The following is a 25,593-nucleotide window of genomic DNA, read 5'->3' on the forward strand; positions in this document are numbered from 1 at the left end:
GGTTTGACTCATAGTGTTGTTTGGCGTTATATCTCAGTCACAGAGGAGAGCCAGCGTGAAGGTATCCGATTATCTCTCGTCCGACGAACTCCAGGCGCTGACGCGTCGGTCCGACGCACGCGCCTGGTTCACCTTCGCGATGAACTGGGGCTTGATCGCCGGTGCCTTTGCGCTCGCGATCGCCTGGCCCAACCAGCTGACGATCGTGCTGGCGGTGCTGATCCTCGCCGCGCGGCAGCTGGGGCTCGGCATCCTTGTGCATGATTGCGCGCACCATGCGCTGTTTCGCGACCGACGCACCAACGAGCGGGTCGGCCAGTGGCTTGCCGGCACGCCGATCAACCTCTCGCTGGCGAACTACCGCACCTATCACCTGGCGCATCATCGCTATGCCGGAACGCCGCAGGATCCGGACCTCGGCTTCGTCGCCAATTATCCGATCGCGCGCGATTCCCTGCGGCGCAAGTTCCTGCGCGACATCACCGGGCGTACCGGCGTGCGGGATCTGCGCCGATCGCTGGCGCGCTTTCGTCTGGCGAGCAACTGGCCATGGCTGGCGTTCCACGCCGCGCTGTTCGCGACCCTGGCGCTGGCCGGCGGCTGGTGGGCCTACGGCCTCTGGTGGGTGGCGGAGCTGTTCGTTTATCCCGTGATCGTGCGGCTGCGGCAGATCGGTGAACATGGCGTGGTGCCCGATCGCGGCTCGGCCGATCCGCGGATGAACACCTCCACCACCATCGCGCGCTGGTGGGAGCGGCTGTTCATCGCCCCCAATCACGTCAATTATCATGTCGAGCATCACCTGGCGGCCGGCGTGCCGCCGTACCGGCTGCCGCGCATGCACCGGCTGCTGAGCGCGCGCGGCTTCTACGATGGGCACGACGCCATCTCGCGCGGTTATGTCGACGTCTTGCGCCGCGCGACCCGCCAGCCCGCCTGAGGCACCGGCACTCCCTCGGAACGCAGCACACCTGCGGATCATCGGGGATGATCTGGAGTGACCGTGAGCCGATGCCGGTTGGCTAGCCGGCGCCGCCGATCGCGAACGGCGTCAGCGCAAGAGCGATGATGATTGCCGCCAGGCCGATCCAGCGCCAGATGCCCATTCCGCGCCACGCGATCCGAACGCCGCCGCCTGTTTCACTGCGTGACAGGCGCAGGGCGTAGATCATCGTCCCGGTCACCGACAAAGCGGTCATCAATGCGCCAAAGATGAACCAGAGGATCTTCGTCGGCAGCCCACCGAAAGTGCCGAAGTGCAGCGGATCAGCCATTTCGGAAATCCGCTGATGGATGGAAAGATCGGCGCCGTCCATGATCATGGTCGTCCGCCCGTTCGCCGGATCGATCACCACGCCGTTCACCCGGTCGCGCACGAGCCAGGCGCTGTCCTGGCCAAGAAACGCCACGCCCTGATCCTCCAGGAAGCGGATCTCGCGGATATCGAGACCGGGTTTCTCGCGCTGCGCGATTGCGACCAACCGGTCCAGCGCGCGGCCGGTTGGCGGCGATCGCACGCCGATCTCGGGCGGCTGCTCGACCGGCGCGTTGCCGCCCAGTGTCTCCACCAGATACCAGATGCCGGTCAGCGAGATGAGCGCAACGAACCAGAGGCACCACAGCCCGGCGAGGCGGTGCAGGTCGCCCGTCAGCCGGCGGGTGTTGCCCGTGTGCGGCCAGCGAAAGAAACCGCGCCACCATTTCTTGTAGGTGACCACGCCGGTCACCAACGATGCGGCAAGCAGGAGCGCGAGCGAGCAGACGATCGGAATGCCGATCTTCGTCGGAAGCATCAGATGGCGATGCACCTGCCGGAGGAAGCGATGGACGTTGGCCCAGCCATGCTGCCCGGTGACCTCGCCCGTCCAGGGATCCACATAGATGCGGCGCGGCGCGCCCTTTTCCGGGCTCACCCAGGCCTCGACGGCGAACCAGGGATCGATCGGCGCGAAGATCGTCGTCAACGCTCCGTCCGGCGCGGCACGCTGCGCCGCGTCGGCGATCGATCCCCATGACGCGTGCGGCGCATCGCGCGGTGCCACCCGCATCGCGGGCGTGATCAGCCAGTCGATCTCATGCGCGAAAACGGCAAGCGTGCCGGTCGCGAGGATGAACGTCAGGAAGATCGAGAGCTTGAAGCCCGCCCAGCTATGGACGACCCACCAAAGGGATCGCCGCTTCGCCGGCCGCGCGGTCGCCACCATCGTCAGAACCGCGTCCGAAGCTCGGCCAGGAAGGTGCGCGGCTCGCCCGGGAAGTGGCCGCTCTGCGCCGTAAAGCCCGATGCCGCATAGACGCGGTCGAAGATGTTATCCACGCGGAGCAACAGTTCGGCAAAGCCAAGCCGCTTGGTGATCGAGGCATCGAAGATCGTGTACGGCCGCACCCGCTGACCCGACAGGCTGGTGCGGCTCGACACATGCTCGCCGCCAAAGGCGAAGGCTGAGTCGATCGCCGCCACCTGATACCGCGTCCAGAAGCCGACCTTGTGCCGAGGCGCGTTGGCGAAGCGATCACCGACGGCGTTGGTGATGGATTGCCCGGCCACGGTGCCGGTGATCCGCGCGTCATTATAGCCGTAATTGACCAGCAACACCCAGTCGGGCGTCACGTCGGTCGCCAGATCGAACTCGAACCCCTTGCTGGTCACTTTGCCGATCGGGCGCAATTGATCCTGGCCGTTCACGGGCGGCAAGGCCGGATCGGCCTGCAGGATGTTGCTACGGACGATGCGATACACCGCAGCATTGGCCTGCACCCGTCCGTTGAACAGGTCGGATTTCACACCGCCTTCGATCTGGTTGCCCGTCACCGGCGCGAAAGGCCCGCCAGCATCGGTAGATTGGCTGGCGGCCGCTTGCGGCTCGAAGCTTTGCGACCAACTGGCATACAGCGAAACGTTCTGGCGCGGCTTGAAGACTGCGCCGCCGCGCAGCGTGGCGTCACCATCGCGGTAGTTGGAGAGCGCGGTGACGCGCCCGGCGGTGCTCGTCGTCACGCCATCCTCAAACCGGTCGTATCGGACGCCGCCGACCAGCAGCAACGCGTCGGTCACGCTGATCTGGTCCTGCAGATAGACGCCGTAGCGCTTCGTGCGTGTGTCCGTCGTGGTGTACGGCAGCGCAGCGGCCCGCGCCGCGTCTGTGTCCGACCGGCCGTAGGCGGGATTGCTGAGGCTCAGCGGCAACACGCCCGCACGCAGGATGCGCGACTGGAGGACGCTTGTCTCGTCATACCAATCGGCCCCCGTCTGGAACTTATGCTCCATGCCAAGGACATCGACGCGCGCGGTCGCATTTGCCATGAAGGACAAGCCGTCCACCGGGCGGATCTGATCGCGGAATTCGCGCTGCACGAGATCCGGGTTGGTCGGGCTCAGCCCACGGGGCTCGTGGTATTTCTGGCGTTCGGTCGCCTTGAAGTAGCGCGCACCGGCATCGAACGTCACCTGCTCGCCGATGCTGGTCGCATAGCGCGCCTGGTAAGCGGTGGAGGTCAGGTCGAGGAAGTCACTGCGCTCGTTGGCGTTCCAGCGGATCGACGTCAGGAAATTGCCCGCATCGTCCACCAGGACACCGCGCAAGCGATTGGCTTGCAACTGGCTGTCGTAGGTGGTGGCCTGCAAGGTGAGCTTGCCACCGGGGTTGGTACGGATCGACAGGCCCACATCGCCGATCAGCGACTTGTTCTGCGTGTTGCGGCGATAAGGGTCCATTGACTCGTAGAAGCCGCCGATCCGATACGTCACGACGCCGTCGCGATCGATCCGGCCGGTCGCTTCTGACGAGATGCCGATGCGATCGTAATTGCCGCCAGTCACGACCGTGCGCAGCGCCGCTTGGTCCGAAGGTGTCTTCGACACATAGTTGATGATGCCGCCCGGCGATCCGGGGCCGAAGAACAGACCTGCCGGGCCTTTCAGCACCTCGACCCGCTCGATGTTGAACAATTGCGGCACGGAGAAGCCAATGAACGGATTGCCGCGCTGGCCATCGTAAAAGGACTGATCCTGCCGAAAGCCGCGAAACGTGACGCCGGCATAGCTGAAGAAGCTGACGCCCGAAATGTTGCGATAAATGTCGGTCGCATCGCGTGCGCCCTGATCAACGAACAGGTCCGAATTGATCACCTGCAACGCCTGCGGGATGTTGAGCGGATCCTCCGCCGCCTTGCCGACCGTGGTTTCCTCGGCGCGGTAAAGGCGTTGCGCGCGCCCGGTTACGATGATGTCGTCAGCCGCAAGCACCTCAGCATCGCTGGTCCGCGCTGGCTCCTGCGCGGAAGCAACCGAACAGGCGAACGAAGCAACGCCGATGCCAGCGACAAAAACCGATCTCACGAAAGCCCCCTTTGATGCGATTGGCTCGCATTAGCGGGAGAGTAGAAGGATGGCAACCAGGAGGGATGGAGCAGGATCACCGCGGTGGCGGATGCGCTCTTCGACGCGCGGAGCGGCTCGCGAACCCCGGCGTGCGCCTCGTCAATGGCCGATCGACTGGCCCAGTGCGGCTTGAACAGCGTGAGTGGCGATCTCGGCCGAGCACCGACCCTGAACTCGCGGACCCCGCTGAGTTCCCAAACGTGCAACAGCGGTTTTGCCGATATCGCTTTCGGCGCGTAGTCCGCGACCTCAGGTCTTCAGGATACGCGACGGCTTGCCGCGCTCGCGCATCGGCACTTCGTGAACGATGTCAGTGGCCGGCGGGACGTTAGCCGACTACAGTCCTGACCTTAGCGGGTTGGCGCGCAGCCCATCCCCGGCGTCCAACCGCGCCAAGACGGCCCGCAGCCGCTCCTGATCGCGGAGAGCGTCGTATCGGCGCCCTCGTTGATCTGGAACGGCTGCATCGCGCTGGATCCCGTCAGAACCGCGCGCGGAGCCGCACGCCATAGGTACGCGGCGGCGCCAGATAGGCATTCTGATCGCCCGTCTGCAGCGGCGTATTGAACAGCTGCGTCGGGTAGATCTTGTTGGTCAGGTTCTGGCCCCACACTTCAACGCTGAGGCCATCGGCCGTCTTGAAGCCCAGATTGGCATCGATCAGCCCAACCGCCTTGCGCTCGGCGAGCGAGGCCGTGTTGACCAGCTGGCGGCCCGCATATTGATATTGCACGCGCCCCGTCAGGTTGATGTCGTCCGTGATCGGCTGATCGAGGTTGAGCGTCGCATTGCCCTGGAACTTGGGGGCAAAGCGGAAGCGCGAACCCGACAGAACCGGATCGATGCCAGCATCGACGCCGTACCTGGCGCGCGGAAGCCACGTGCCATCAAGCCCGAGCGTCAGCGCCGGCGTGATCTGGAAAAGGTTCTCCACCTCGACGCCATAGTCGGTCGCCGACTTGGCATTCAGCACCGCGAATTGCAGCCCGACGAACTGCGCAATCTGCACGTCCTCGATGTCGTAATAGAAGAACGCGATGTTGGTACGCGCGCGGCGATCGAGGTATCGGATTTTCGCGCCAGCTTCATAGGCGTTGACCGTTTCCGGCCGATAGCGCGGATCAAGCGGCGTGCCGCCGACTGCCGGATTGTTCCTGACCGTGCCCGCACCGTTCGCGTCGATGTTCACGCCGCCTGCCTTGAAGCCGCGATTGTACGTGGCATAGAGCATGACGTCGTCGACCGGCCGGTATTGCAGGCCGAAAGTGCCGCTCAGCGCACGGTTGCGGGTGCTGCTATCGTAGCTCGGGCCGGGCGACACGCCGAGCACGCGGAACACGGCATTGGGCCGGGGATCATAGAAGAGGTAGCGGAAGGCCCCTTCCTTCTCCTCGACCGAATAACGAAGCCCGGCGATGACGTTGAACTTGTCGCCGATCGCGAAGTCCACATGGCCAAAGGCGGCGTATGACTTCGCCCGTCCGTTCATCGCCTCGGTGGCGACGCGGCCCGGCACGGCGGCCGCCGTGCCGGGCGGAAGCCCTTGAGCCGCAAGCAACGTGTTCCAGTAAGGCTGCGCCTGCGATCCCCAGAACAGATCGCGATCCATCCGCAGCTTTTCGTCGGAGAAGAAGCCGCCAAGCACGAGATCGGCATTCGCCGCCTCGATCTTGCCGTTGTAGGTCAGCTCCTGCGAGAAGAAGCGGCTCGAAAAGCCCTCGTCGAGGCTGAGGATGGCGGCGCCGGAGAAATCGGCATCGGCATCGCGCTGCGCCACGCTGAAGCGGCGCAGCGCCGTGACCGAGCGCAGCTCACCGCTGCCGAGCGCCAGCGTCATCAGCGCGGTGCCGCCGTAATCCTTGATCCGCTGCGTGCTGGTGGAGTTCAGCGAGCTTTCGAAATCAGCAAGCCGCGACGATGGCACCTGAAAACCGTTGGCGACGGTCAGCGCGTTGATCAGCGGCTGCGTCGGGCCGTTGATGAAGTCGGCGGTGGCGTAACAGCAATTGCCGCTGGACAGCGAATAGTCGCCAATCAGCCGCAGCGAGAAGTTCGCGCTCGGCTCCCAGCGGATCTGCCCCTTCAGCGCCTGGCTGGAATCGCCGTTAAGCGGCCTGCCCGTCCCTGGGTTCGTGAAGAACCCGTCCCGCGTCGAGGCGAGGCCGGCAACGCGGACCGAAAGCGTGTCACTGACCGGCACGGACACCGCCGCGCGCGTGAGCACCGTGTCGAAGTTGGAAACGCTGACATCGACCAGCCCCTCCATCGCGGTCAGGCTCGGTGATGCCGAGGTGAGCAGCAGGGCACCAGCGCTGGTGTTCTTGCCGAACAACGTCCCCTGCGGGCCACGCAGCACTTGCAGATTTTCAATATCGAGGAAGTTCTGAAGCGCCGACGCGGCGCGGCTGCGATAGACCCCGTCGATAAACACACCAACCGAGCCTTCAAAGGAGCGGCTGTTGCCCGTGGTGCCAAGCCCCCGGATGATCAGGTTGGCCGAGGAGGAGGCGATGTTCGTGACGCGGAAGCTGATGCTCGGGCTGATCGCCTGGATGTTGGAGACGTTTTCGACGCGTGCGCTCGCCAATGCATCGGAATCGGCGGCAGTGATCGAGATCGGAACGTTCTGGAGGCTCTCGCTACGGCGCTGTGCGGTAACGACGATATCCTGGAGCCCGGTGGCTTGAGCGTCCTGGGATTGCGTGTTCTGGCCTTGCGCCTCCGCGGTCGTGCCGCTCGTCGCGGTATCGACAACCTGCGCGGCGGCGGCGGTTGCTCCGGCCAGCCCCCACGCGGCCGATGCCAGAAGGACGTACGTCTTTCTCATGATCCTCTCCTTTGCCCACGCGCTGACGACACGTTGGCCGATCGCGTGTTTTTATCCGGAGCATGTCTGGCACCACCGCGCGTACGAAACAAGTGTATCTTACGTGTCGGTTGTAACATAAAGGTCGTGGTGGGTGTGTTGGAGCTAAGAAAGTGCCGGTCGCCAGGGATGAAAACGGCATGACCCCGCCGGAAAGCGGCACGCTTGATCAGCGCCAGCGTCGCACCCGCGCCGCCCTTCACGCTGCACTGGAGCGGATCATCGAGCGCTTGCCTTATGCGCAGATCACCATCAGCCACCTGGCCGAAGAGGCGGGGATCGGCCGCCCCACCTTTTACCGACACTATCCGACGGTGGACGCGTTGCTGATCGATCGGGTGGCAAAGGACCATACCGAGCAGCGCCAACTGGCGAAGCGGCTGGCCGATGCCGGCGGCGATGTCACGGCGGCGCTCGTTACGGTGACGCAATTCGCCCTTGAGCGGATCAGCGCACGCCCGAAATTGTATCGCGCGCTGTTTGACGGATCCGCCGGCACCAACGCCGTGACGCTATTTCGCGAGCAATTGACCGATCTTCTGAGCCATTTGCCCTTTCCCCCGAACGATCTGCGCAACGACAATCTGGATCTGTCGGTCGGCATGATGTCGGGCGCGGTCAGTGGTTTCCTGCTCGTCTGGATGGAAACCGGGTTCAAGCCGCCAGCGGGCGATGCCGCTCGACTGCTTGTGCGCATGCTCAACCTCGGCCGCGTGGAGACCGCCCGATGAACCCTGCAGTGGCGAGCCGCTGAGCATCGCCTGCGCGCGGTACGGTCAGACCCCAGCCGAAGCCGCCGGACGCGCGCGCATCGCGTCCGCCCAGCGCCGCACGTTTGCGCAATCCTCCGGCACGGCGAACTTGATCATCCGCGCGAAATCGAGCGCGGTGAAGCCGACGATATCCGCCATCGTCACCCGCTCTCCGGCAATAAACGCCGCCTCGCCCAGCCGCCGGTCGAAGAAGCGCAGCGCACGGCCCGCCGATGCGATGTTGGCCTCGGCGATCGCTGGCACCTGCGTATCGAGCGCCGCCAAAGCCGGGTGCGTGTGGCGCACCGCCATCATCAGCGGGTTCGCGAGCAGCAGCTCGGTCCGCCGCGTCCACATCTCGATCACCGCGATCTCGCGCGCATCGCGGCCGAACATGTTGGGCTCGGGATAGACGCTCTCGAGAAAGCGGCAGATCGCCACGGACTCAGTGATCGTCGTGCCGTCGTCGAGCTCCAGCGCCGGCACGTTGGCGAGGCCGGCGCGCGCGACATAATCGGGCGTCTTGTGCTCGCCCTTGAACACGTCGACCGACACGATCTCGATATCCTCGGCCTGCTTCTCGGCCAGAAACCAGCGGACGCGCCGCGGGTTGGGCGCGCGAAGGCTGTCGAACAGCTTCACGCGGCGGCTCCGATCTTATCCTGCGTCTTTGTGTCGAAATCGCTGGCGTCATGCCGCTCGTGCAATTGGCTCGCGGGATCGCCCATCACGCGGTTGACCATCCGGCCGCGCTTCACCGCCGGCCGCTCCGCGATCTGATCGGTCCAGCGCTGCACGTTCTTGTAATCGGCAACCTGCAGGAAGGTACCCGCCTCATAAACGAGCCCTTTCGCCAGCGCGCCGTACCATGGCCAAACCGCGATATCGGCGATCGTGTATTCCGCGCCGCCGAGATATTCGCTCTCGGCCAGCCGGCGATCGAGCACGTCGAGCTGGCGCTTCGCCTCCATCGCAAAGCGATCGATCGCATATTCGATCTTCACCGGCGCATAAGCATAGAAGTGCCCAAAGCCGCCGCCGAGATACGGCGCGCTGCCCATCTGCCAGAACAGCCAGGACAGGCATTCCGCACGCTTGGCGGGATCCGTGGGAACGAACGCGCCGAACTTCTCCGCCAGGTATAGAAGGATCGCGCCGGATTCGAACACGCGCACCGGCGTCTCCCCGCTGCGATCGAGCAGGGCCGGGATCTTCGAGTTCGGATTGACGTCGACAAACCCGCTCGAGAATTGATCGCCCTCGTTGATGCGGATCAGCCACGCGTCATATTCCGCCCCGCTGTGCCCGGCCGCGAGCAGCTCCTCGAGCATGACGGTGACCTTCACGCCGTTGGGCGTTGCCAGCGAATAGAGCTGAAGCGGATGCTTGCCGACCGGCAGATCCTTGTCGTGCGTCGGGCCGGCGATCGGCCGATTGATGTTTGCGAAGCGCCCCCCGCTTTCCTTGTTCCAGGTCCAAACCTCGGGCGGGGTATAGGTCGGCTCTGCCATGTCGGTTTCTCCTCGCCGCAATGTTAGCCGGTCGGCCGCACGGGACCAACCCCGCTTGGCGCTTCCCACAGGCCCGATCGCCTATTGCCTGCCACCGCGCCGCTTGGCAGTCTCCTGCGCACTTGGGGGGAGATCATCATGCGCTGTTTTCTGTTCGCGTCCTTGCTCGGGGCTGCCGCGCCGCTCATGCCGGTCATCGCGCACGACGCCCCGCCTCAAGCGGCCCCAGCGCCCGCCGCGCCAGCGACCAAGGAACAGTTGATGACACCGCCTGCGGGCGCGCGGCATTTCACCATCAGCTCGGTTGCCGGCAAGCATGGCGACGTCTGGTCCTGGCCATTGGCCGATGATCGGCGCGCCTATCGCATGTCGATGTCGCTGCGCGGCTGGGTGACCGAGACCGACGAGATCGTCACCTTCGGCCCTGACAAGCGCCCGATCGGCATGGCGATCCGCGGCTTCACCGATTCGGGCGACGCAACCGAGAGCTTCCGTGTCGACAATGCCGGGATCGCGCATTGGAAGACCGCGGTGGACGAAGGCTCCGCCCCGTTCGCGGGCAAGCGCTACAACAGTTATGGCGGCCCGTGGCTCGCCGGCGAGGCGGATATCGAGGCGCTGGTCGCCGCGGGGGCAAAGGGCTTGGACCTCCTGCCGCGCGGCCATGCGACGCTGACCATCGCCAAGTCGGTGCCGATCGAGGGGCCGGCGGGGCCAAAGACGGTGAAGCTCGCCTTCATCGAAGGCTATGGCTTCTCCCCGTCCCCCATCTGGCTGGACGAGCAGAACCGCTTCTTTGGCAATGCTGGCGTCATTTCGCTGCTGCCCGCCGGCTATGAAGCGGTCGGCCCCAAGCTGAAGGACATTCAGGAAGCAGAGACGGCTCGCCTGGCGCGCGAGGTCGCCGGCCGCTTCCTCAGCCCGGCGAACCGCACCGCCACTTTGGTCGATCACGTGCTGCTGTTCGATTCGGTCGCCGGCAAGTACGTTCCGGATCAGGCAGTGCTGATCGCCGACGGCAAGGTCGCCGCGGTCGCCGCTGGCGGAGCGATCAAGGCACCGGCCGGCGCGACGGTGATCGACGGCCGCGGCAAGACGCTGACGCCCGGCCTGTGGGATGCGCACCGCCACATTGGCGGCGACGATTGGAACCTGCTCCAGAACGTCGCCACCGGCATGACCAATTATCGCAGCCCCGGCTCGATGATCGAAGAAACGCTCAGCATTCAGAAGCGCCGCGCCGCCGGCGAGCTGCTCGCGCCAAGCGGCGTCACCTCGGTGATCATCGATCGCAAGGATCCGCTCGCCGCGCAGGGCGCGCTCACCGTCTCCTCGGCCGAGGAAGCGATCGCGGCGGTGCGCAAGGTGAAGGACGCAGGGCTCTGGGGCGTCAAATTCTACACTTCGATGAACCCCGCTTGGATCGCGCCCGCCGCTACCGAGGCGCACAAGCTCGGCCTCCATGTCCACGGCCACGTCCCCGCCGGCATGCGCCCGCTGGAGGCGGTGCGCGCCGGCTATGACGAAGTGACGCACATCAACTTCATCATCATGCAGGCGATGCCCAAGGACGTGGTCGACAAGGCCAACACCGCCGCCCGCCTGGAAGGCCCCGCCAAATACGGCAAGAACGTCGATCTTGATTCGCCCGAGATGACCGCTTTTTATGCCGAGCTTGCCAAGCGCGGCACCTATATCGATCCGACGCTGACGGTGTGGGAGCCGATGCTGACCTCTGACGGCACCAGCGTCTCGCCCGAATATTCGCCGTTCGTGGACATCGCCCCGCCAGCCGTCGCGCGCGGCTGGAAGATCGCCGGCTATCCCTTGTTCGACGGGCTGACCCGCGCCGACTTCCGCCAGAGCTTCGCCAAGATGGTCGGCGTCGTCGGCCGGCTGCACAAGGTCGGCGTGCCGATCGTCGCGGGCACCGACGGCTGGGGGCTGGAGCTGGTGCGCGAACTGGAGCTGTACGAGGAGGCCGGCCTTTCCAATGCCGAGGCGCTGCAGACCGCGACGATCGTGCCCGCGCGCATGACCGGCATGGCCGGCCGCACCGGCTCGATTGCGAAGGGCAAGAACGCTGACATCATCCTGGTCGAGGGCGACGTGTCGAGGAACCTCGGCGCGCTCCGCCACGTCCACACCGTCTTCCTCGACGGCTATCGACTCGACGGTGCGGCGCTGCGCAAGGCAAGCGGGCTCGGCGGCATGCCGAAATAACGCGCCGCCAACCGTCGCGGGGCAAAGCCGCTGGACTTGCACGCCGCCGGCAGTAGCGTCCCCGCGCAGAGGGTGGGAGCACGCAACATGAAGCCGATGGTTGGTCTTGCGCTGGCAGTGCTGCTGCTCGCACCCACGTCGGTCGCGAGTGACAGCAGCCCGCAGGTGGTGCTCGCCACGCCGGGCGGCGCAGGTGGCGCGATCGAGCGGTTCACCATCCGCTTCAACCAGGCGATGGTGCCGCTCGGCGATCCGCGCGCCGCCGCGCCGATCACCGTCACGTGCAGCGTCAATGGCGAAGGCCGCTGGGTCGACCAGCAGACCTATGTGTGGGAATTCGCAAACGCGCTGCCCGGCGGCACCACCTGTGAGGCAAAGACCCGCGACGGCTTGAAGAGCGCCAGCGGCTATGCGCTCCAGGACAGCCGCAGCTTCACGCTCGACGCCGGCGGGCCAACGGCGCGCGCGGTGCTCCCCGGCACCCGCGAGGAGATCGAGGAGGACCAGGTCTTCCTCGTCGCCGCCAACATGCCGGCAACGCCGCAGTCGATCGCCGCCAACGCCTATTGCGCCGTCGATGGCATCGGCGAGAAGATCGCGGTGGACGTGCTCCCCGCCGACACGCCCGGCAAGCTGCTCGGCGAGATGGGCAGCGATCGCTGGGAAGCGCGCAACTTCCTCGAGAACGCCGGCCTGCCGACCACGGTCCCCGCCGCAGCCGCCGACCAGCAGAAGGCGCTCGCCAGCGTCACCGCGTTGAAATGCCGCCGCGCGCTGCCGCCAGGACGCGACATGGCGCTCGTCTGGGGCGCTGGCATCACCGGCGCGGGCGGCAAGCGCGCCGGCGCCGACCAGCGCTTCGATTATACCGTCCGCAAGCCCTTCACCGCGCGCTTCGAATGCGGCCGCGTCGGCCCGCAGGCCGGGTGCAGCCCGGTCGAGAAAGCACGCGTCCGCTTCAGCGCGCCCGTGCCGATGAGCGAAGCGGCCAAGATCCGCATCGAAACCGCCGATGGCACGTCGATCGCGCCCAAGTTCGAGGACAGCGAGCGTCGCAACGCCACCATTTCCGACATCACCTTCGCCGCGCCTTTGCCCGTCGCCACCACCGCGAAACTCACCATCCCCGCCGGCATCAAGGACGAAAGCGGCCGCGCCCTCGCCAACGCCGAGCGTTTCCCACTGGAGGTGCGCTTCGATCAGGCGCCGCCGCTGGTGAAGTTCGCCGCCGGCTTCGGCATCCTCGAGGCCAAGCAGGGCGGCATCCTCCCCGTCACCGTCCGCAACGTCGAGCCCGAGTTGCAAGGCCGCAACCTCGGCGTCAGCGGCCAGCGCGTGCGCGTCGCACCCGATGACCGCGAGATTGCCGGCTGGCTGCGCACCGTTGCCGCCGCCGACCGCACCGAGATCGAGGAGGTCGAGCGCGGCGGCGAGACGATCCGCATCAACCACACCGGCGAAAAGCCGATCCTCACTGCCGGCCAAGGCGCCCCGATGAAGGTCGCGCTGCCCGGCAAGGGCAAGGATTTCGAGGTCGTCGGCATCCCGCTCGGCAAGCCCGGCTTCTACGTCGTCGAACTCGCCAGCCCGATCCTCGGACGCGCATTATTGGGTCGCGACACGCCGCGCTACGTCGCGAGCGCCGCTTTGGTCACCGACATGGCGGTGCATTTCAAATGGGGCCGCGAGCGCAGCCTCGCTTGGGTAACCCAACTCTCGGACGGCAAGCCCGCCGCCAATGCCGAAGTGCGCATTACCGACAGCTGCACCGGAAAGCTGCTCGCGCGCGGTGTCACCGATCGCACCGGCGGCCTGTTCGTCCCCGCCGGCCTCCCCGAGCCGGAAACCTACGGCAGCTGCGAGTTCGAAGGCAGCCCGCACCCGCTGATGGTCTCCGCGCGCCGCGGCGACGATTACAGCTTCACGCTCACGCAATGGGGCGAGGGCATCCGCCCGTACGATTTCGATCTCCCCTACGGCTATTCCGCTCGCGGCGAGACCGTCCACACCGTGTTCGACCGCGCGCTGGTCCGCCAGGGCGAAACGATCAACATGAAGCACATCCTGCGTCGCCCGGTCGGCACCGGCTTCGCGCTGGCGCCCGGCGTGCGCGGCACGCTCAAGCTCTCGCACCGCGGCTCGGACACGCAGTTCGATCTCCCGCTCGCGATCGACGCCAACGGTATCGGTGAGACCAGCTGGACGGCCCCGCAGGGCGCGCCGATGGGCGATTACGACCTGTCGATCGTCGCCGAAGGCCGCACGATCGAAACCAGCCAGTCGTTCAAGCTTGACGAATATCGCCTGCCCACCATGCGCGCGACCGTCACCGGGCCGAAGGCGGCGGCGGTCCGCCCCAGCAACGTCCCGCTCGATCTCTACGTCGGCTATCTCTCCGGCGGCGGCGCTTCCGCCCTGCCGGTCGACCTGCGCGTCGGCTGGTTCGCCCGCACCGCCACGCCCGAAGGATATGAGAACTTCACCTTCGGCGGCCGCGCCGTGACCGAAGGCGTGCGCCCCTTGAACGGCGACGGCGAGGAGGAGCGTACCGAACTCCCGCCCACGCAGATGCTCCCCGCCCGCCTCGGCGGCGACGGCACCGCGCGCCAGACGATCGAGGTGCCGCAGACGCTCGACGGCTCGGCCGACATGCAGGTCGAGATGGATTATCAGGATGCCAATGGCGAGACGCTGACCGCGGCGCGCACCATCCCCATCTTCGCCTCGGGCGTGCAGCTCGGCATCCGCACCGACGGCTGGCTGATGAAAGATGACGATCTGCGCCTGCGCTTCGTCGCGCTCGACACGTCGGGCAAGCCCATCAAAGGCCAGAAGATTTCCGTCGCGCTCTACAGCCGTGAGATCCTGACGGCGCGGCGCCGGCTGATCGGCGGCTTCTACGCGTACGACAACCAAATGCGCACCACCAAGCTCGGCGCATCCTGCACGGCGACCACCGATGCGCAAGGTCTCGCGCAATGCGGCGTCAACCCCGGCGTCGCGGGCGAGGTCTATGCCGTCGCCACTACCACCGACGCCGACGGCCATGTCGCCCGTGCGGTGCGCAGCGTGTGGCTGGCGGGCGACGAGGATTGGTGGTTTGGCGGCGACAATGGCGATCGCATGGACGTCGTCCCCGAACAGCTCGCCTACAAATCGGGCGAGACCGCACGCTTCCAGGTCCGCATGCCGTTCCGTGAGGCGACCGCGCTGGTAACGGTCGAGCGCGAGGGCGTGCTGTCCAGCTTCGTCACGCAGCTGTCGGGCAGCGACCCTGTCGTCTCGGTCCCGCTCGACGGCGCCTATGCGCCCGATGTGTTCGTCTCGGTGATGGTGGTCCGCGGCCGCGTCGAAAGCGGCTTCTGGACCTGGGTGAACCGCATCGCGCATACGCTCGGCCTGTCGAGTACCCCCGACGAGGCACAGGAGCCGACCGCCTTGGTCGATCTGGCCAAGCCCGCCTATCGCATGGGCGTCGCCAAGATAAAGGTCGGCTGGGAAGCGCATCAGCTCGCCGTCGCCGTAAAAGCCGATCGCGAGCGTTACGCCCCGCGCGACACAGCCCAAGTCGCGGTGCAGGTGCGCAAGCCCGATGGCAGCCCCGCGCGCTCCGCCGACGTCGCCTTCGCCGCGGTCGACCAGGCATTGCTGCAACTCGCCCCCAATGAAAGCTGGGATGTCCTATCGGCGATGATGGGCGAGCGTCCGCTCTCGGTGCTCACCGCCACCGCGCAGACGCAGGTCGTCGGCAAGCGCCATTACGGCCGCAAGGCGGTCGAGGCGGGCGGCGGCGGCGGCGACGCCTCGGGCCTCAACCGCGAGAACTTCCAACCGGTGCTGCTGTGGCGCGGCCGTGTCGCGCTCGACGGGCAGGGCCGCGCGCGCGTGTCCGTCCCGCTGTCGGATGCGCTCTCCTCGTTCAAGCTCGTCGCGATCGCCACCGATGGCGCGAATTTGTTCGGCACCGGCACCGCCGACATCCGCACCGCGCAGGATCTGTCGCTCTACGCCGGCCTGCCGCCGATGGTCCGCACCGGCGACACCTTTGCCGCCGCCTTCACCCTGCGCAACGGCTCGGCCAAGCCGATGACGGTGACGGCAAACGTAGACGTCTTCCCGCGCGTCGCTGCGGGCAAGCCGCTGACCGTCACCATACCCGCCGGCGGCGCCAAGGCGGTGGCGTGGAACCTCACCGCCCCCGAAGGCCATGATCGCCTGCGCTGGCAGGTCAGCGCGCGCGCCTCGGACGGCCGCGCCGCCGATCGCCTGACGGTGACGCAGGACGTGATCCCCGCGATCCCGGTCGAGATCTGGGCCGCGACGCTGGCCCGTATCGGCACGGGTTCGCAAATCCCCATCGTCGCCCCCGCCGGTGCCTTGCCCGGTCGCGGCAGCGTCTCGATCCGCCTCGACGACAGCCTCGCCCCGCCGCTCCAGGGCGTGCGCGACTATATGGCCGCTTACCCCTACCAGTGTTTCGAGCAGCGCCTGTCGCGTATCGTCGTCCACGGCGACGCTGCCGGCTGGGCGACGCTCGCCGGCGAACTCCCGACCTATCAGGCGCCCGACGGCCTGTTGCGCTACTTCCCCGGCGAAAGCCTGAACGGCTCCGAAGCGCTCACCGCTTATGTCCTCTCGATCACCGGCGAGGCCGGCCTGTCGATCCCCGACACCGCCCGCACCCGCATGATCGAGGCGCTGAAAGCGGTCCTCGACGGCCGCCTGCGCCGCGAGGATTATGGCGACGTCCGCCTCCAGCGCGTCGCGGCCTTGTCCGCGCTCGCCCGCGCTGGCGCCGCAACGCCAGCGATGCTCGGCCAGATCGGCCTGCCGCTCGCCGACATGCCCACCGCAACGCTCGCCGATTATCTCGCTGCGCTCGATCGCATTCCCGGCCTCGCCAACGCGCCCGCGTTGCGCGCGGAGGGCGAGTCCATCCTGCGCACCCGCCTCGTCTATGAAGGCACCCGCCTCGACCTCTCCGATCAGGGCAACCAATCCTGGTGGCTGATGTCCTCGGGCGACGAAGCCGCGATCAAGGCCACGCTCGTCACGCTCGGCCGCCCCGGCTGGCAGGACGACGCCCCGCGCATGATGGTCGGCACGTCCTTGCGCCAGTCGCGCGGCCACTGGGATACGACCACCGCCAACGCCTGGGGCACGATCGCCGCCCGCAAGTTCGCCGCCATGTATCCGGCGGAGGCGATCGCCGGCACGACCACGCTCGCCTATGGCCCGCGCCAGATCGCGCGCGGCTGGCCGCTCGCCCCCGACCAGCGCACCGCCAGCTTCCCGCTCCTTGCCGCCCCCGCCCCGCTGCGCCTCGCGCAATCGGGCGGCGCCGGCCCCTGGGCCACCGTCTCGGTTTCCGCCGCCGTTCCGCTGACAAAGCCGCTCGCCGCCGGCTACCGCATGACCCGCCAGGTCTCAGTGGTGCAGGCGCGCACCCCCGGCCGCCTCACCCGCGGCGACGTGCTGAAGGTGACGATCGCGGTCGAGGCCTCGGCCGAGCGCAACTGGGTCGTCGTCAACGATCCGATCCCCGCCGGCGCGACGATCATCGGCGATCTCGGCGGGCAATCCGCGATGCTCCAGGCCGGAAATGACGGCGAAGGCGTCCAGCCGGCGTATGTCGAGCGCGGCCGCGACGCCTGGCGCGGCTATTTCGCCTGGGTCCCGCGCGGCAAGTTCACCGTCTCCTACACGCTGCGGCTCAACGGCGCCGGCCGCTTCAACCTGCCGCCGAGCCGCGTCGAGGCACTATACTCCCCCGCCATCCGCGCCGCCGTCCCCAACGCCCCCGTGGTGGTCGCGCCGCAGTGACCAGAGGCCGTGCGTCGCACCGGACTAACCCTCAACCGTTCGTCACCCCGGCCTTGTGCCGGGGTCCAGGCTTCCGCAAACCCCGAAGCCTGAGGTGCGCGGCACCCTGGATGCCGGGACAAGCCCGGCATGACGGGATGAGCTGTGCACGCCCCGGAAGCTTCATCCGCAAACCACGTTCGATGGTTGCCGGCGACGACGCCAGAAGCCCGGATCGGATCAGACACCACCAAGGCCTCGCCAAAGACCCCGCCGCTACAAGCCGTAACATCGGTGACCCGAGCGATCACGCAGGCCATGAGCCGCCCCGGTCCAACCCCCAACCGGTCGTCACCCCGGCCCTGTGCCGGGGTCCAGCGTTCCGCGAACTCCCAAGCCTGAGGTGCGAGGCAGCCCGGCATGACGAAGCGGACCCTGCAAAGGTCGCGCCCCTGATCCGCAACCCGTCTTCCGGGCGACGTAGGCCGCAGCCCGCCGGACCAAGCCCAGCATGACCAGCGCGTCGGCAAAGGCCCCGAACGTACGCGCCGTCATCGCAGCGATCCTCGCGATCGCGGCGGCGTTCGTCGCGCTCGATTACGCCACCTATCCCCCGCCGCTGCCCGATTACGCCGCCACCCGCGCGGCGTACAAACCCTCCGAAGCCTGGCTCTACGATCGCCACGGCGCGCTGATCGACAGCGCCCGCGTCGATTTCGAGCAGCGTCGCCTCGCCTGGACCCCGCTCGACAAAATTGCGGCAATCGTCCCGCAAACCATCGTCGCCGCCGAGGACCATCGCTTCGATCACCACGCCGGCATCGACTGGCTCGCGCTCGCCGGATCGCTCCGTACGCGCCTGTCGGGGCAACCGGCCCGCGGCGCCAGCACCATCTCGATGCAGCTCGCCGGCTTCCTGGATCCGAACCTCGCCCGGCCCGGCGCGCGCAGTTGGCGCGACAAGCTGCGCCAACTGCGCGCCGCCCGCCGCCTCGAGGCACGCTGGACCAAGCCGCAGATCCTCGAGGCCTACCTCAATCTCGCCCCCTTCTTCGGCGAAGCGCAGGGCATCGGCGCCGCCGCGCTCGGGCTGTTCGGCAAAACCCCAGCCGCGCTCTCCCCCGATGACGCGACCCTCCTCGCCGCGCTGCTCCCCGATCCGCAAGCCCCCGCCGCGCGCCTCGCCGCACGCGCCTGCCGCCGCGCTCGCGCCGCCGATTGCACCCGCTTCGAGGCGCAGGCGGCCTCCATGCTCGGCCCCGCGCGCAGCCTCGCGCTCGATCCCGGCCTCGCCCCGCACCTGTCCGATCGCCTGCTCCGCACCCCCGGCCTCCGTGTCACCACCACGCTCGACGCCGCCACCCAGCGCCTCGCCGCGGCAGCGCTCCGCCGCCAGCTTCAGGGCCTGGGCGGCAGTCGCGCGCGCGACGGCGCGGCGTTGGTGGTCGACAACGCCACCGGCGACGTGCTGGCGTATGTCGGCGGCATCGGCGGCGCCTCCACGGCTCCGGCGGTTGATGGCGCCAACAGCTATCGCCAGGCCGGCTCGACGCTGAAACCGTTCCTCTACGCCCAGGCGATCGAGCGCGGCTATCTCACCCCCGCCTCGATCCTGGACGATTCCCCCGTACAGCTCGACACCGCCTCGGGCCTCTACGTGCCGCAGAATTACGATCGCGGCTTCAAGGGCCCGGTGTCGGCGCGGACCGCGCTCGCCGGCTCGCTCAACATCCCCGCGATCCGCACGTTGCTGCTCGTCGGCACCGATCCGTTCCGCGACCGCTTGTGGGACACCGGCTATCGCGGCCTCACCGAAGACGGCCAATATTACGGCTTCTCGCTCGCGCTCGGCTCGGCGGAGGTCACCTTGCTCGAACAGGCCGCCGCGTACCGCAGCCTCGCCCGCGGCGGCCGCTGGTCCCCCTTGCGCCTCCTCAAGAACGCTCCAGCCGCCCACGAACGCTCCGTCACCACCCCCGCCGCCGCCTGGCTCGTCGCCGACATGATGGCCGATCCCAACGCCCGCGCAGCCACCTTCGGGCTCGATTCCGCCCTCCGTCTGCCCTTCTGGGCCGCGGTGAAGACCGGCACATCCAAGGCGATGCGCGATAATTGGTGCATCGGTTTCTCCGACCGCTTCACCGTCGCCGTCTGGGTCGGCAATCTCGAGGGCGATCCGATGCGCGCCGTTTCGGGCACCAGCGGCGCCGCGCCGGTGTGGCGCGACCTGATGCTCGCGCTCCACGCCCGCGCGCCCGACCGCGCGCCCCCGCCCCCGCCCGGCATCGAGGCGCGCCGCATTGCCTTTGCCGATCACCTCGAACAGCCGCGCCGCGAATATTTCCTCCGCGGCACTGGCCAGCCGCTGATCGCCGCCGCGCCCGAGGTCGCGCGCCGCCCGCGCATCGTCAGCCCCGTCGCCGGCACCGTCTTCGCCATCGATCCCGACATCCCGCCCGCGCGCCAGCGCTTCGCCGTTTCGGTCGCCGGTGATCTCACCGCCAAGCGCCTGCGCCTCGACGATCGTGACCTCGGCCCCGCCGATGCCCGCCCGATGATCGCCGCCCCGCCGGGCGTCCACCGCCTGCGCCTGCTCGATGCGGCGGGCACGATCGTCGACGACGTTCGCTTCACCATTCGCTGATGGCCGCCACCGCGCATGCCGAGGCCAAACCACGCCGCCAACAGGCCGATCTGTGCCAGAGAGCGGCCACCAGCGATGTAACGGCGGCCGGCGCTGAACCGGGGCAAGCGCCAATCGTTTGCCGTGAGTGACCGCCCGCCCCGCCCTCGACGATCGACCGCTGCCCACCTGGCGCCCCCGCCGCATTCTCATCACCCGATCCGCGCGCGGCTTCGCGCACGGCCGTGCGATCATGGAGCGCGCCGGTGCCCTAGGCTTCGATGTGGTCGAGCTCCCGGGTGACCGGCTGACGCTCGACCTGCCCGGCGACCCGCGCCAGGCCTATGCCGCCGCGAAATCCACCCTGGCGATCGTCGTTGCCCCGCCCTCCAAGCGCAAGCTTCAGCCGATCGCGCCGAGCGCGGATTGGCGCGTCGATCTGGCGGAGGGATGCCCCGCGCATTGCAGCTATTGCTACCTCGCCGGATCGCTCAAGGGCCCGCCGATCACCCGTGCCTATGCCAATCTGGACGAGATCCTGGGCGCCCTGCCCGCCTATCTCGGCCAAGGGACGATCACCTCGCGCAGCCAGGCACGCGCGCACGAGGGCACCACGTTTGAAGCGTCCTGTTACACCGATCCGCTCGCACTGGAGCCGATCACCGGCTCGCTATCGGCCGCCATCGCCTGGTTCGGCGGGTGGCAGGCGGACGCGCAACTGCGGTTCACCAGCAAGTTCGCCGACGTTTCCGCTCTGTTGCCGCTCGACCATGCGGGGCGAACGCGGATGCGCGCCTCGATCAATCCGCCCGCCTTCGCCCGCTTCGAAGGCGGCACCGCGCGCGCGTCGCAGCGGTTGGCGGCGCTGCGGCAAATGGTACTTGCCGGCTATCCCGTGGGGCTCACCATCGCGCCGATCATTGCTGCATCTGGATGGGAGGAGGCTTATGGCGCGCTGATCGACGACGCGGCCGCGCACCTCGCCGGGCTGCCGGCACTGGACCTCACGGTCGAGCTCATCACCCATCGCTTCACCCCCGGATCCAAGGCAGTGCTCGACAGCTGGTATCCCGGGTCGGCGCTCGACATGACGGGCCTGAACCGGACCACCAAGCGGACGAAGTTCGGCAGCGAGAAGCAGGTCTATGATGCGGCGACCATGCGGGCGCTGCGGGCATTTTTCGAGCGGCGGATCGCCGACGCACTGCCTGCCGCCCGAATTCTGTATTGGACGTGACCGCGCTCTGCTTGGGCCAGCATCATCAGCGACGGCCTCACATTCAGAAGAGAAGGCGCCTGTGCGCCTCGCGCGGCTTTGGACTGGCGACAAACAACAGACCTGCGTCAGCCGCGCGACCGCCTGGGCTGGACGTCAGTACGCGCCCCGCGCAATCAAAGGCACGGTCTCAAGCCGCTTCCGATCGGGCAAAATCTCTGGCCGAACACGGTGCTACGCCATTCCCGCGCGATGCACCGCCGCGACGGTTACCCACCGACCTCATGGCTGAGCGTGCGCCGCACGGCATCCCGCCATCCCGCGACAAGCGGCGCGCGCGCCTCGGCCTGCATTGTTGGTTCAAAACAATGTTCGCGTGACCACAAGGCCGATAGGGTACCAAGATCAGGCCAGATCCCGGCCGCAAGCCCGGCGTGGAAGGCCGCACCACGCGCGGTTGTCTCCAAATCTGCCGGCCGTTCCACGGCCATGTTCGTGAGATCGGCGAGAAACCGGCACAGCCAGTCGTTCGCCGCCATGCCCCCGTCGACCCGCAGAACCTGCGGGCGGCTACCGCCGTCGGCGACCATCGCTTCTGCCAAATCGAGCGTCTGATAAGCAACGGCCTCCAGCGCGGCACGGGCGAGATGCGCCGCACTCGTATCCAGCGTCAGCCCGTGGATCGAGCCGCGCGCGTCAGGGTCCCAATGCGGCGCCCCCAAGCCGACGAATGCCGGCACCATGTACACGCCATGGCTATTCTCCACCTCGGTGGCCATGTCATTGGTCTGGCTAGCATGCGTGATGATGCCCAGCCCATCGCGGAGCCATTTCACCGCGGCGCCCGCGACGAAGATCGACCCTTCCAGCGCATAAGTGGTCTTGCCGTTCAGCCGGTAGGCAGGCGTTGTGAGCAGGCGGTGCTTGGACTCGACCGCCTGTTCGCCGGTGTTGAGCAGCATGAAGCAGCCCGTGCCATAGGTCGATTTTGCGGCGCCCCGGTCGAAACACGCCTGTCCGAACAACGCGGCTTGCTGATCGCCGGCCATGCCCGCGATCGGGATCGCGGCGCCGAACAACGCTGGGTCCGTGGTGCCATAAACATAAGCATTATCATGGACATCCGGCAGCATCGCGGTGGGAACACCGATCAGCTGGCAGAGCTCCTCGTCCCAGACCCCGCGATGGATGTCGAACAGCATCGTCCGGCTGGCATTGGTCACATCGGTGGCGTGAACCTGTCCCCCCGTCAGCCGCCACAGCAGGAAGCTGTCGATCGTCCCGAACGCCAGTTCGCCACGCTCGGCACGCGCGCGCGCGCCAGCGACATTGTCAAGGATCCACGCGATCTTGGTGGCGGAGAAATAGGGGTCGATCAGGAGCCCGGTGCGTGCGCGGATGAGTTCCTCCACGCCATCTTCGCGAAGCCGCGCACATTGTGGCGCGCCGCGCCGGTCCTGCCAAACGATCGCGCGGTATATCGGCTCGCCCGTTGCGCGGTCCCATACGACGGCCGTTTCACGCTGGTTCGTGATCCCGATCGCCGCGATGTCGCGGGCAGCGACGCCGCTCTTCGCGATCGCGTCGCGCGCCGTCGCCACGGTGTCGCGCCAGATATCCTCCGGATCATGCTCGACCCAGCCATGCGCTGGATAATGCTGCGGAAACTCGACCTGCGCGATCGCCACGCGGCGGGCCTGATCGTCGAACAATACGCTGCGCGTCGACGTCGTTCCTTGATCGATCACCAGGATATGCGCCGCCACGTCTCTCTCCACTCGAACTTTCAAACGAACCTTGCCAGCTTTCGATCGAACGTCAACTCTCTTTCGCTTGGCTGCAATTCGGCCTATATGGGTCTCTTCGCGGAGGTTTTTACGATGGGTGCGGATACAGCGTCGGGCAGAGTTGACCTGCTGATCGTCGGGGGCGGGATCAATGGCGCGGGGATTGCGCGCGATGCGGCGGGGCGGGGCTTGAGCGTGCTGCTCGTGGAGCAGGACGATCTGGCGAGCCACACGTCGTCGGCGTCGACCAAGCTGATCCACGGTGGTTTGCGCTACCTCGAATATGGCGAGTTCCGGCTGGTGCGCGAAGCGCTGATCGAGCGCGAGCGGCTGCTGAACATGGCGCCGCACATCATCTGGCCGCTCGAATTCGTCCTGCCGCAGAACCAATCGCCGCGCCCGGCCTGGATGGTTCGGCTGGGGCTGTTCCTCTACGATCACCTTGGCGGGCGCGAAAAACTGCCCGGAACGCGCACGGTGAACCTCGCGCAATCCGCTGTCGGCGCCGGGCTAAACCCCCGGGAAGGCAAGGCTTTTATCTATTCGGATTGCTGGGTGGAGGACAGCCGGCTGGTCGTGCTCAACGCCATGGATGCCGCGGCGCGCGGGGCGACGATCGAGACCCGCACGCGGCTGGTGGATGCCAAGCGCTCCGGTGGCGGCTGGGAAGCGATCGTCGAGGGGCCGGAGGGGCGTCGCACCGTTCGCGCAAAGGCCCTCGTCAACGCAGCAGGACCATGGGTTGCCGATGTGCTCGGCCGGGTGCCCGATGCACGCACCGATCGCGGCGTGAAGCTGGTCAAGGGCAGCCATATCGTCGTGCCGAAGCTCTATCCCGGCGACCATGCCTTTATGCTGCAGAACCCGGATCGGCGCATCGTTTTCGCCATTCCCTACGAGCGCGACTACACATTGGTCGGAACCACCGACGAGGTGTGGGATGCCAAACCGGGTAAGGCTGGGATCAGTTCGGCCGAGACACGGTATCTCCTGGAGACAATCGGCCGCTATTTCGACACGCCGGTCAGCGAAAACGAAATTCGGTGGACCTACGCAGGGATCCGGCCGCTGTATGACGACAAATCGGCCAACGCCTCGGCAGTCACGCGCGACTATGTGCTCGACCTGGACGCCGGCGAAGGCCGCGCGCCGATGCTGAGCATCTTTGGCGGCAAGATCACCACATATCGCAAGCTCGCCGAGCACGCGATGAAGGAACTGGCGCAATTCTTCCCCGGAGCGAGCGGCGCCTGGACCGCGGGCGCCGTGCTGCCCGGCGGGGATATGCCCGACGCTGGTTTTGATGCCTTTCTGAGCGGGCTTCTCGCACGGCGCGCCGACCTTCCCGCCGCGCTGCTGCGCCGGCTCGCGCGCGCTTACGGCACGCGGACCGATCACTTGCTTGGCACGGCGCGAACGGTGGCGGATCTGGGCCGGTGCTTTGGCGGCGATCTGTACCAGACCGAGGTGGATTATCTCGTCCGGCACGAATGGGCGCGGACGAGCGAGGACATTCTGTATCGGCGCAGCAAGCTGGGGCTGCACACGCCCGCCGGGACTGCCGAGGCGCTGGACGGGTACCTCGCCGCGCCGCAGGTAGTTTCGGCTGTTCTGGTTGGCTGATGCAACCGGGCGCTGATGTGGTGGCCATGCGCCACCGGCAGATCCTGGAGACGGCGCGGAACACCGGCAGCGTGTCGGTCGAGGCGCTTGCCGAAGCGCTGGGGGTGACGCCGCAGACGATCCGCAAGGATTTGAACCTGCTCGCCAAACGCTCGATGCTGTCGCGCGTCCATGGCGGCGCGGTGGTGACATCGGGGGTCGGCAACCTCCAATATGCCGAGCGCCGGCTCGTCGCGGCGGAAACCAAGGACGCAATCGGCGCTGCCGCCGCCGCGCTGGTGCCCGATGGTTCGAGCCTGTTCATCAACATCGGATCGACCACCGAGGCGATCGCCCGTCACCTGACGGACCGCCGCGAACTGATGGTGATCACCAACAACCTCAACGTCGTCGAGATCCTGGCCGATTGCCCGGGCATCGAAGTGATCGCCGCGGGCGGGCGGGTGCGGCCGGGTGACCGCGCGATCATCGGCGCCCTCGCCATGGACTTCATTCGCAGCTTCCGCGTCGACTATGCACTGATCGGTGCCTCGGCGATCGAGCCGGACGGCACCTTCCTCGACTTCGACGTGGACGAGGTGCGCGTGTCGCAGACGATCATCGCGCAGGCCCGCAAGGTGATCCTGACGCTCGATTCTTCCAAGCTCGGCCGTCCGGCCCCCGTGCGGATCGGCGGCTTGGCCGATATCGACTATCTGGTAACCGACGACATCGACGATGCGCTAGGCAAGGCGTGCGATGCGGCGGACGTGACGGTTGTCGAGGTGCGATAGCAGGACGGCGCGAACGCCGAGGTGGGGTGCGGCGGG

14 protein-coding genes are annotated in these 25,593 nt (G+C 67.3%); 8 read left to right on the plus strand and 6 right to left on the minus strand.

What is annotated here, in order from left to right:
* The first annotated feature begins 55 nt into the window (after positions 1–55).
* The gene (locus SPMU_RS11295) at positions 56–940 is read left to right on the plus strand and encodes a fatty acid desaturase family protein (RefSeq protein WP_245833116.1); all 885 of its coding nucleotides are present in this window, start codon (positions 56–58) and stop codon (positions 938–940) included.
* Between the two features lie 82 nt (positions 941–1,022).
* Here SPMU_RS11295 and SPMU_RS11300 read toward each other — a convergent pair whose 3' ends face one another.
* From SPMU_RS11300 to SPMU_RS11310, 3 genes are all read right to left on the minus strand, one after another.
* The gene (locus tag SPMU_RS11300; protein WP_088333971.1) at positions 1,023–2,204 is read right to left on the minus strand and encodes a PepSY-associated TM helix domain-containing protein; all 1,182 of its coding nucleotides are present in this window, start codon (positions 2,202–2,204) and stop codon (positions 1,023–1,025) included.
* Positions 2,205–2,206: 2 nt separating this feature from the next.
* Positions 2,207–4,339: a TonB-dependent siderophore receptor gene (locus tag SPMU_RS11305; RefSeq protein ID WP_088333972.1), complete on the minus strand. Its 2,133-nt coding sequence runs from the start codon at positions 4,337–4,339 to the stop codon at positions 2,207–2,209.
* A gap of 523 nt (positions 4,340–4,862) precedes the next feature.
* Positions 4,863–7,208, minus strand: coding sequence for a TonB-dependent receptor (locus SPMU_RS11310; RefSeq protein ID WP_088333973.1), 2,346 nt, complete (start codon positions 7,206–7,208; stop codon positions 4,863–4,865).
* A 179-nt stretch (positions 7,209–7,387) separates the two neighbouring features.
* Between SPMU_RS11310 and SPMU_RS11315 the strand changes: the two genes are divergently transcribed.
* Positions 7,388–7,978: a TetR/AcrR family transcriptional regulator gene (locus SPMU_RS11315; RefSeq protein ID WP_088333974.1), complete on the plus strand. Its 591-nt coding sequence runs from the start codon at positions 7,388–7,390 to the stop codon at positions 7,976–7,978.
* A 45-nt stretch (positions 7,979–8,023) separates the two neighbouring features.
* Here the strand turns inward: SPMU_RS11315 and SPMU_RS11320 are convergent, their stop codons facing one another.
* Entirely contained in the window at positions 8,024–8,641 is a 618-nt protein-coding gene (locus SPMU_RS11320; protein WP_088333975.1) for a glutathione S-transferase family protein, read from the minus strand.
* The gene (yghU, locus tag SPMU_RS11325) at positions 8,638–9,510 is read right to left on the minus strand and encodes a glutathione-dependent disulfide-bond oxidoreductase (RefSeq protein ID WP_088333976.1); all 873 of its coding nucleotides are present in this window, start codon (positions 9,508–9,510) and stop codon (positions 8,638–8,640) included. Before yghU ends, SPMU_RS11320 begins: the two co-directional genes overlap by 4 nt.
* 261 nt (positions 9,511–9,771) lie before the next feature.
* Between yghU and SPMU_RS11330 the strand changes: the two genes are divergently transcribed.
* From SPMU_RS11330 to SPMU_RS11345, 4 genes are all read left to right on the plus strand, one after another.
* Positions 9,772–11,733 carry an amidohydrolase family protein gene (locus tag SPMU_RS11330; protein WP_245833119.1) on the plus strand — a complete coding sequence of 654 codons (1,962 nt, stop codon included), beginning with the start codon at positions 9,772–9,774 and terminating at the stop codon, positions 11,731–11,733.
* Between the two features lie 87 nt (positions 11,734–11,820).
* Positions 11,821–17,556 carry an alpha-2-macroglobulin family protein gene (locus tag SPMU_RS11335; RefSeq protein ID WP_088333977.1) on the plus strand — a complete coding sequence of 1,912 codons (5,736 nt, stop codon included), beginning with the start codon at positions 11,821–11,823 and terminating at the stop codon, positions 17,554–17,556.
* Positions 17,557–18,046: 490 nt separating this feature from the next.
* Complete coding sequence (pbpC, locus tag SPMU_RS11340) at positions 18,047–20,179, plus strand: penicillin-binding protein 1C (protein ID WP_088333978.1); 2,133 nt, start codon at positions 18,047–18,049, stop codon at positions 20,177–20,179.
* A gap of 127 nt (positions 20,180–20,306) precedes the next feature.
* On the plus strand, positions 20,307–21,395 hold the full coding sequence (locus SPMU_RS11345; RefSeq protein WP_088333979.1) for an SPL family radical SAM protein: 1,089 nt from the start codon (positions 20,307–20,309) through the stop codon (positions 21,393–21,395).
* Between the two features lie 248 nt (positions 21,396–21,643).
* Here the strand turns inward: SPMU_RS11345 and glpK are convergent, their stop codons facing one another.
* The gene (gene glpK, locus SPMU_RS11350) at positions 21,644–23,140 is read right to left on the minus strand and encodes a glycerol kinase GlpK (protein ID WP_088333980.1); all 1,497 of its coding nucleotides are present in this window, start codon (positions 23,138–23,140) and stop codon (positions 21,644–21,646) included.
* 114 nt (positions 23,141–23,254) lie between these two features.
* On the opposite strand from glpK, the gene SPMU_RS11355 reads away from it, so the two are divergent.
* The gene (locus SPMU_RS11355; protein ID WP_088334133.1) at positions 23,255–24,784 is read left to right on the plus strand and encodes a glycerol-3-phosphate dehydrogenase; all 1,530 of its coding nucleotides are present in this window, start codon (positions 23,255–23,257) and stop codon (positions 24,782–24,784) included.
* Complete coding sequence (locus SPMU_RS11360) at positions 24,784–25,557, plus strand: DeoR/GlpR family DNA-binding transcription regulator (protein WP_088333981.1); 774 nt, start codon at positions 24,784–24,786, stop codon at positions 25,555–25,557. Before SPMU_RS11355 ends, SPMU_RS11360 begins: the two co-directional genes overlap by 1 nt.
* Positions 25,558–25,593 lie beyond the last annotated feature (36 nt).

The organism is Sphingomonas mucosissima, assembly GCF_002197665.1.
GTDB lineage: Bacteria > Pseudomonadota > Alphaproteobacteria > Sphingomonadales > Sphingomonadaceae > Sphingomonas > Sphingomonas mucosissima.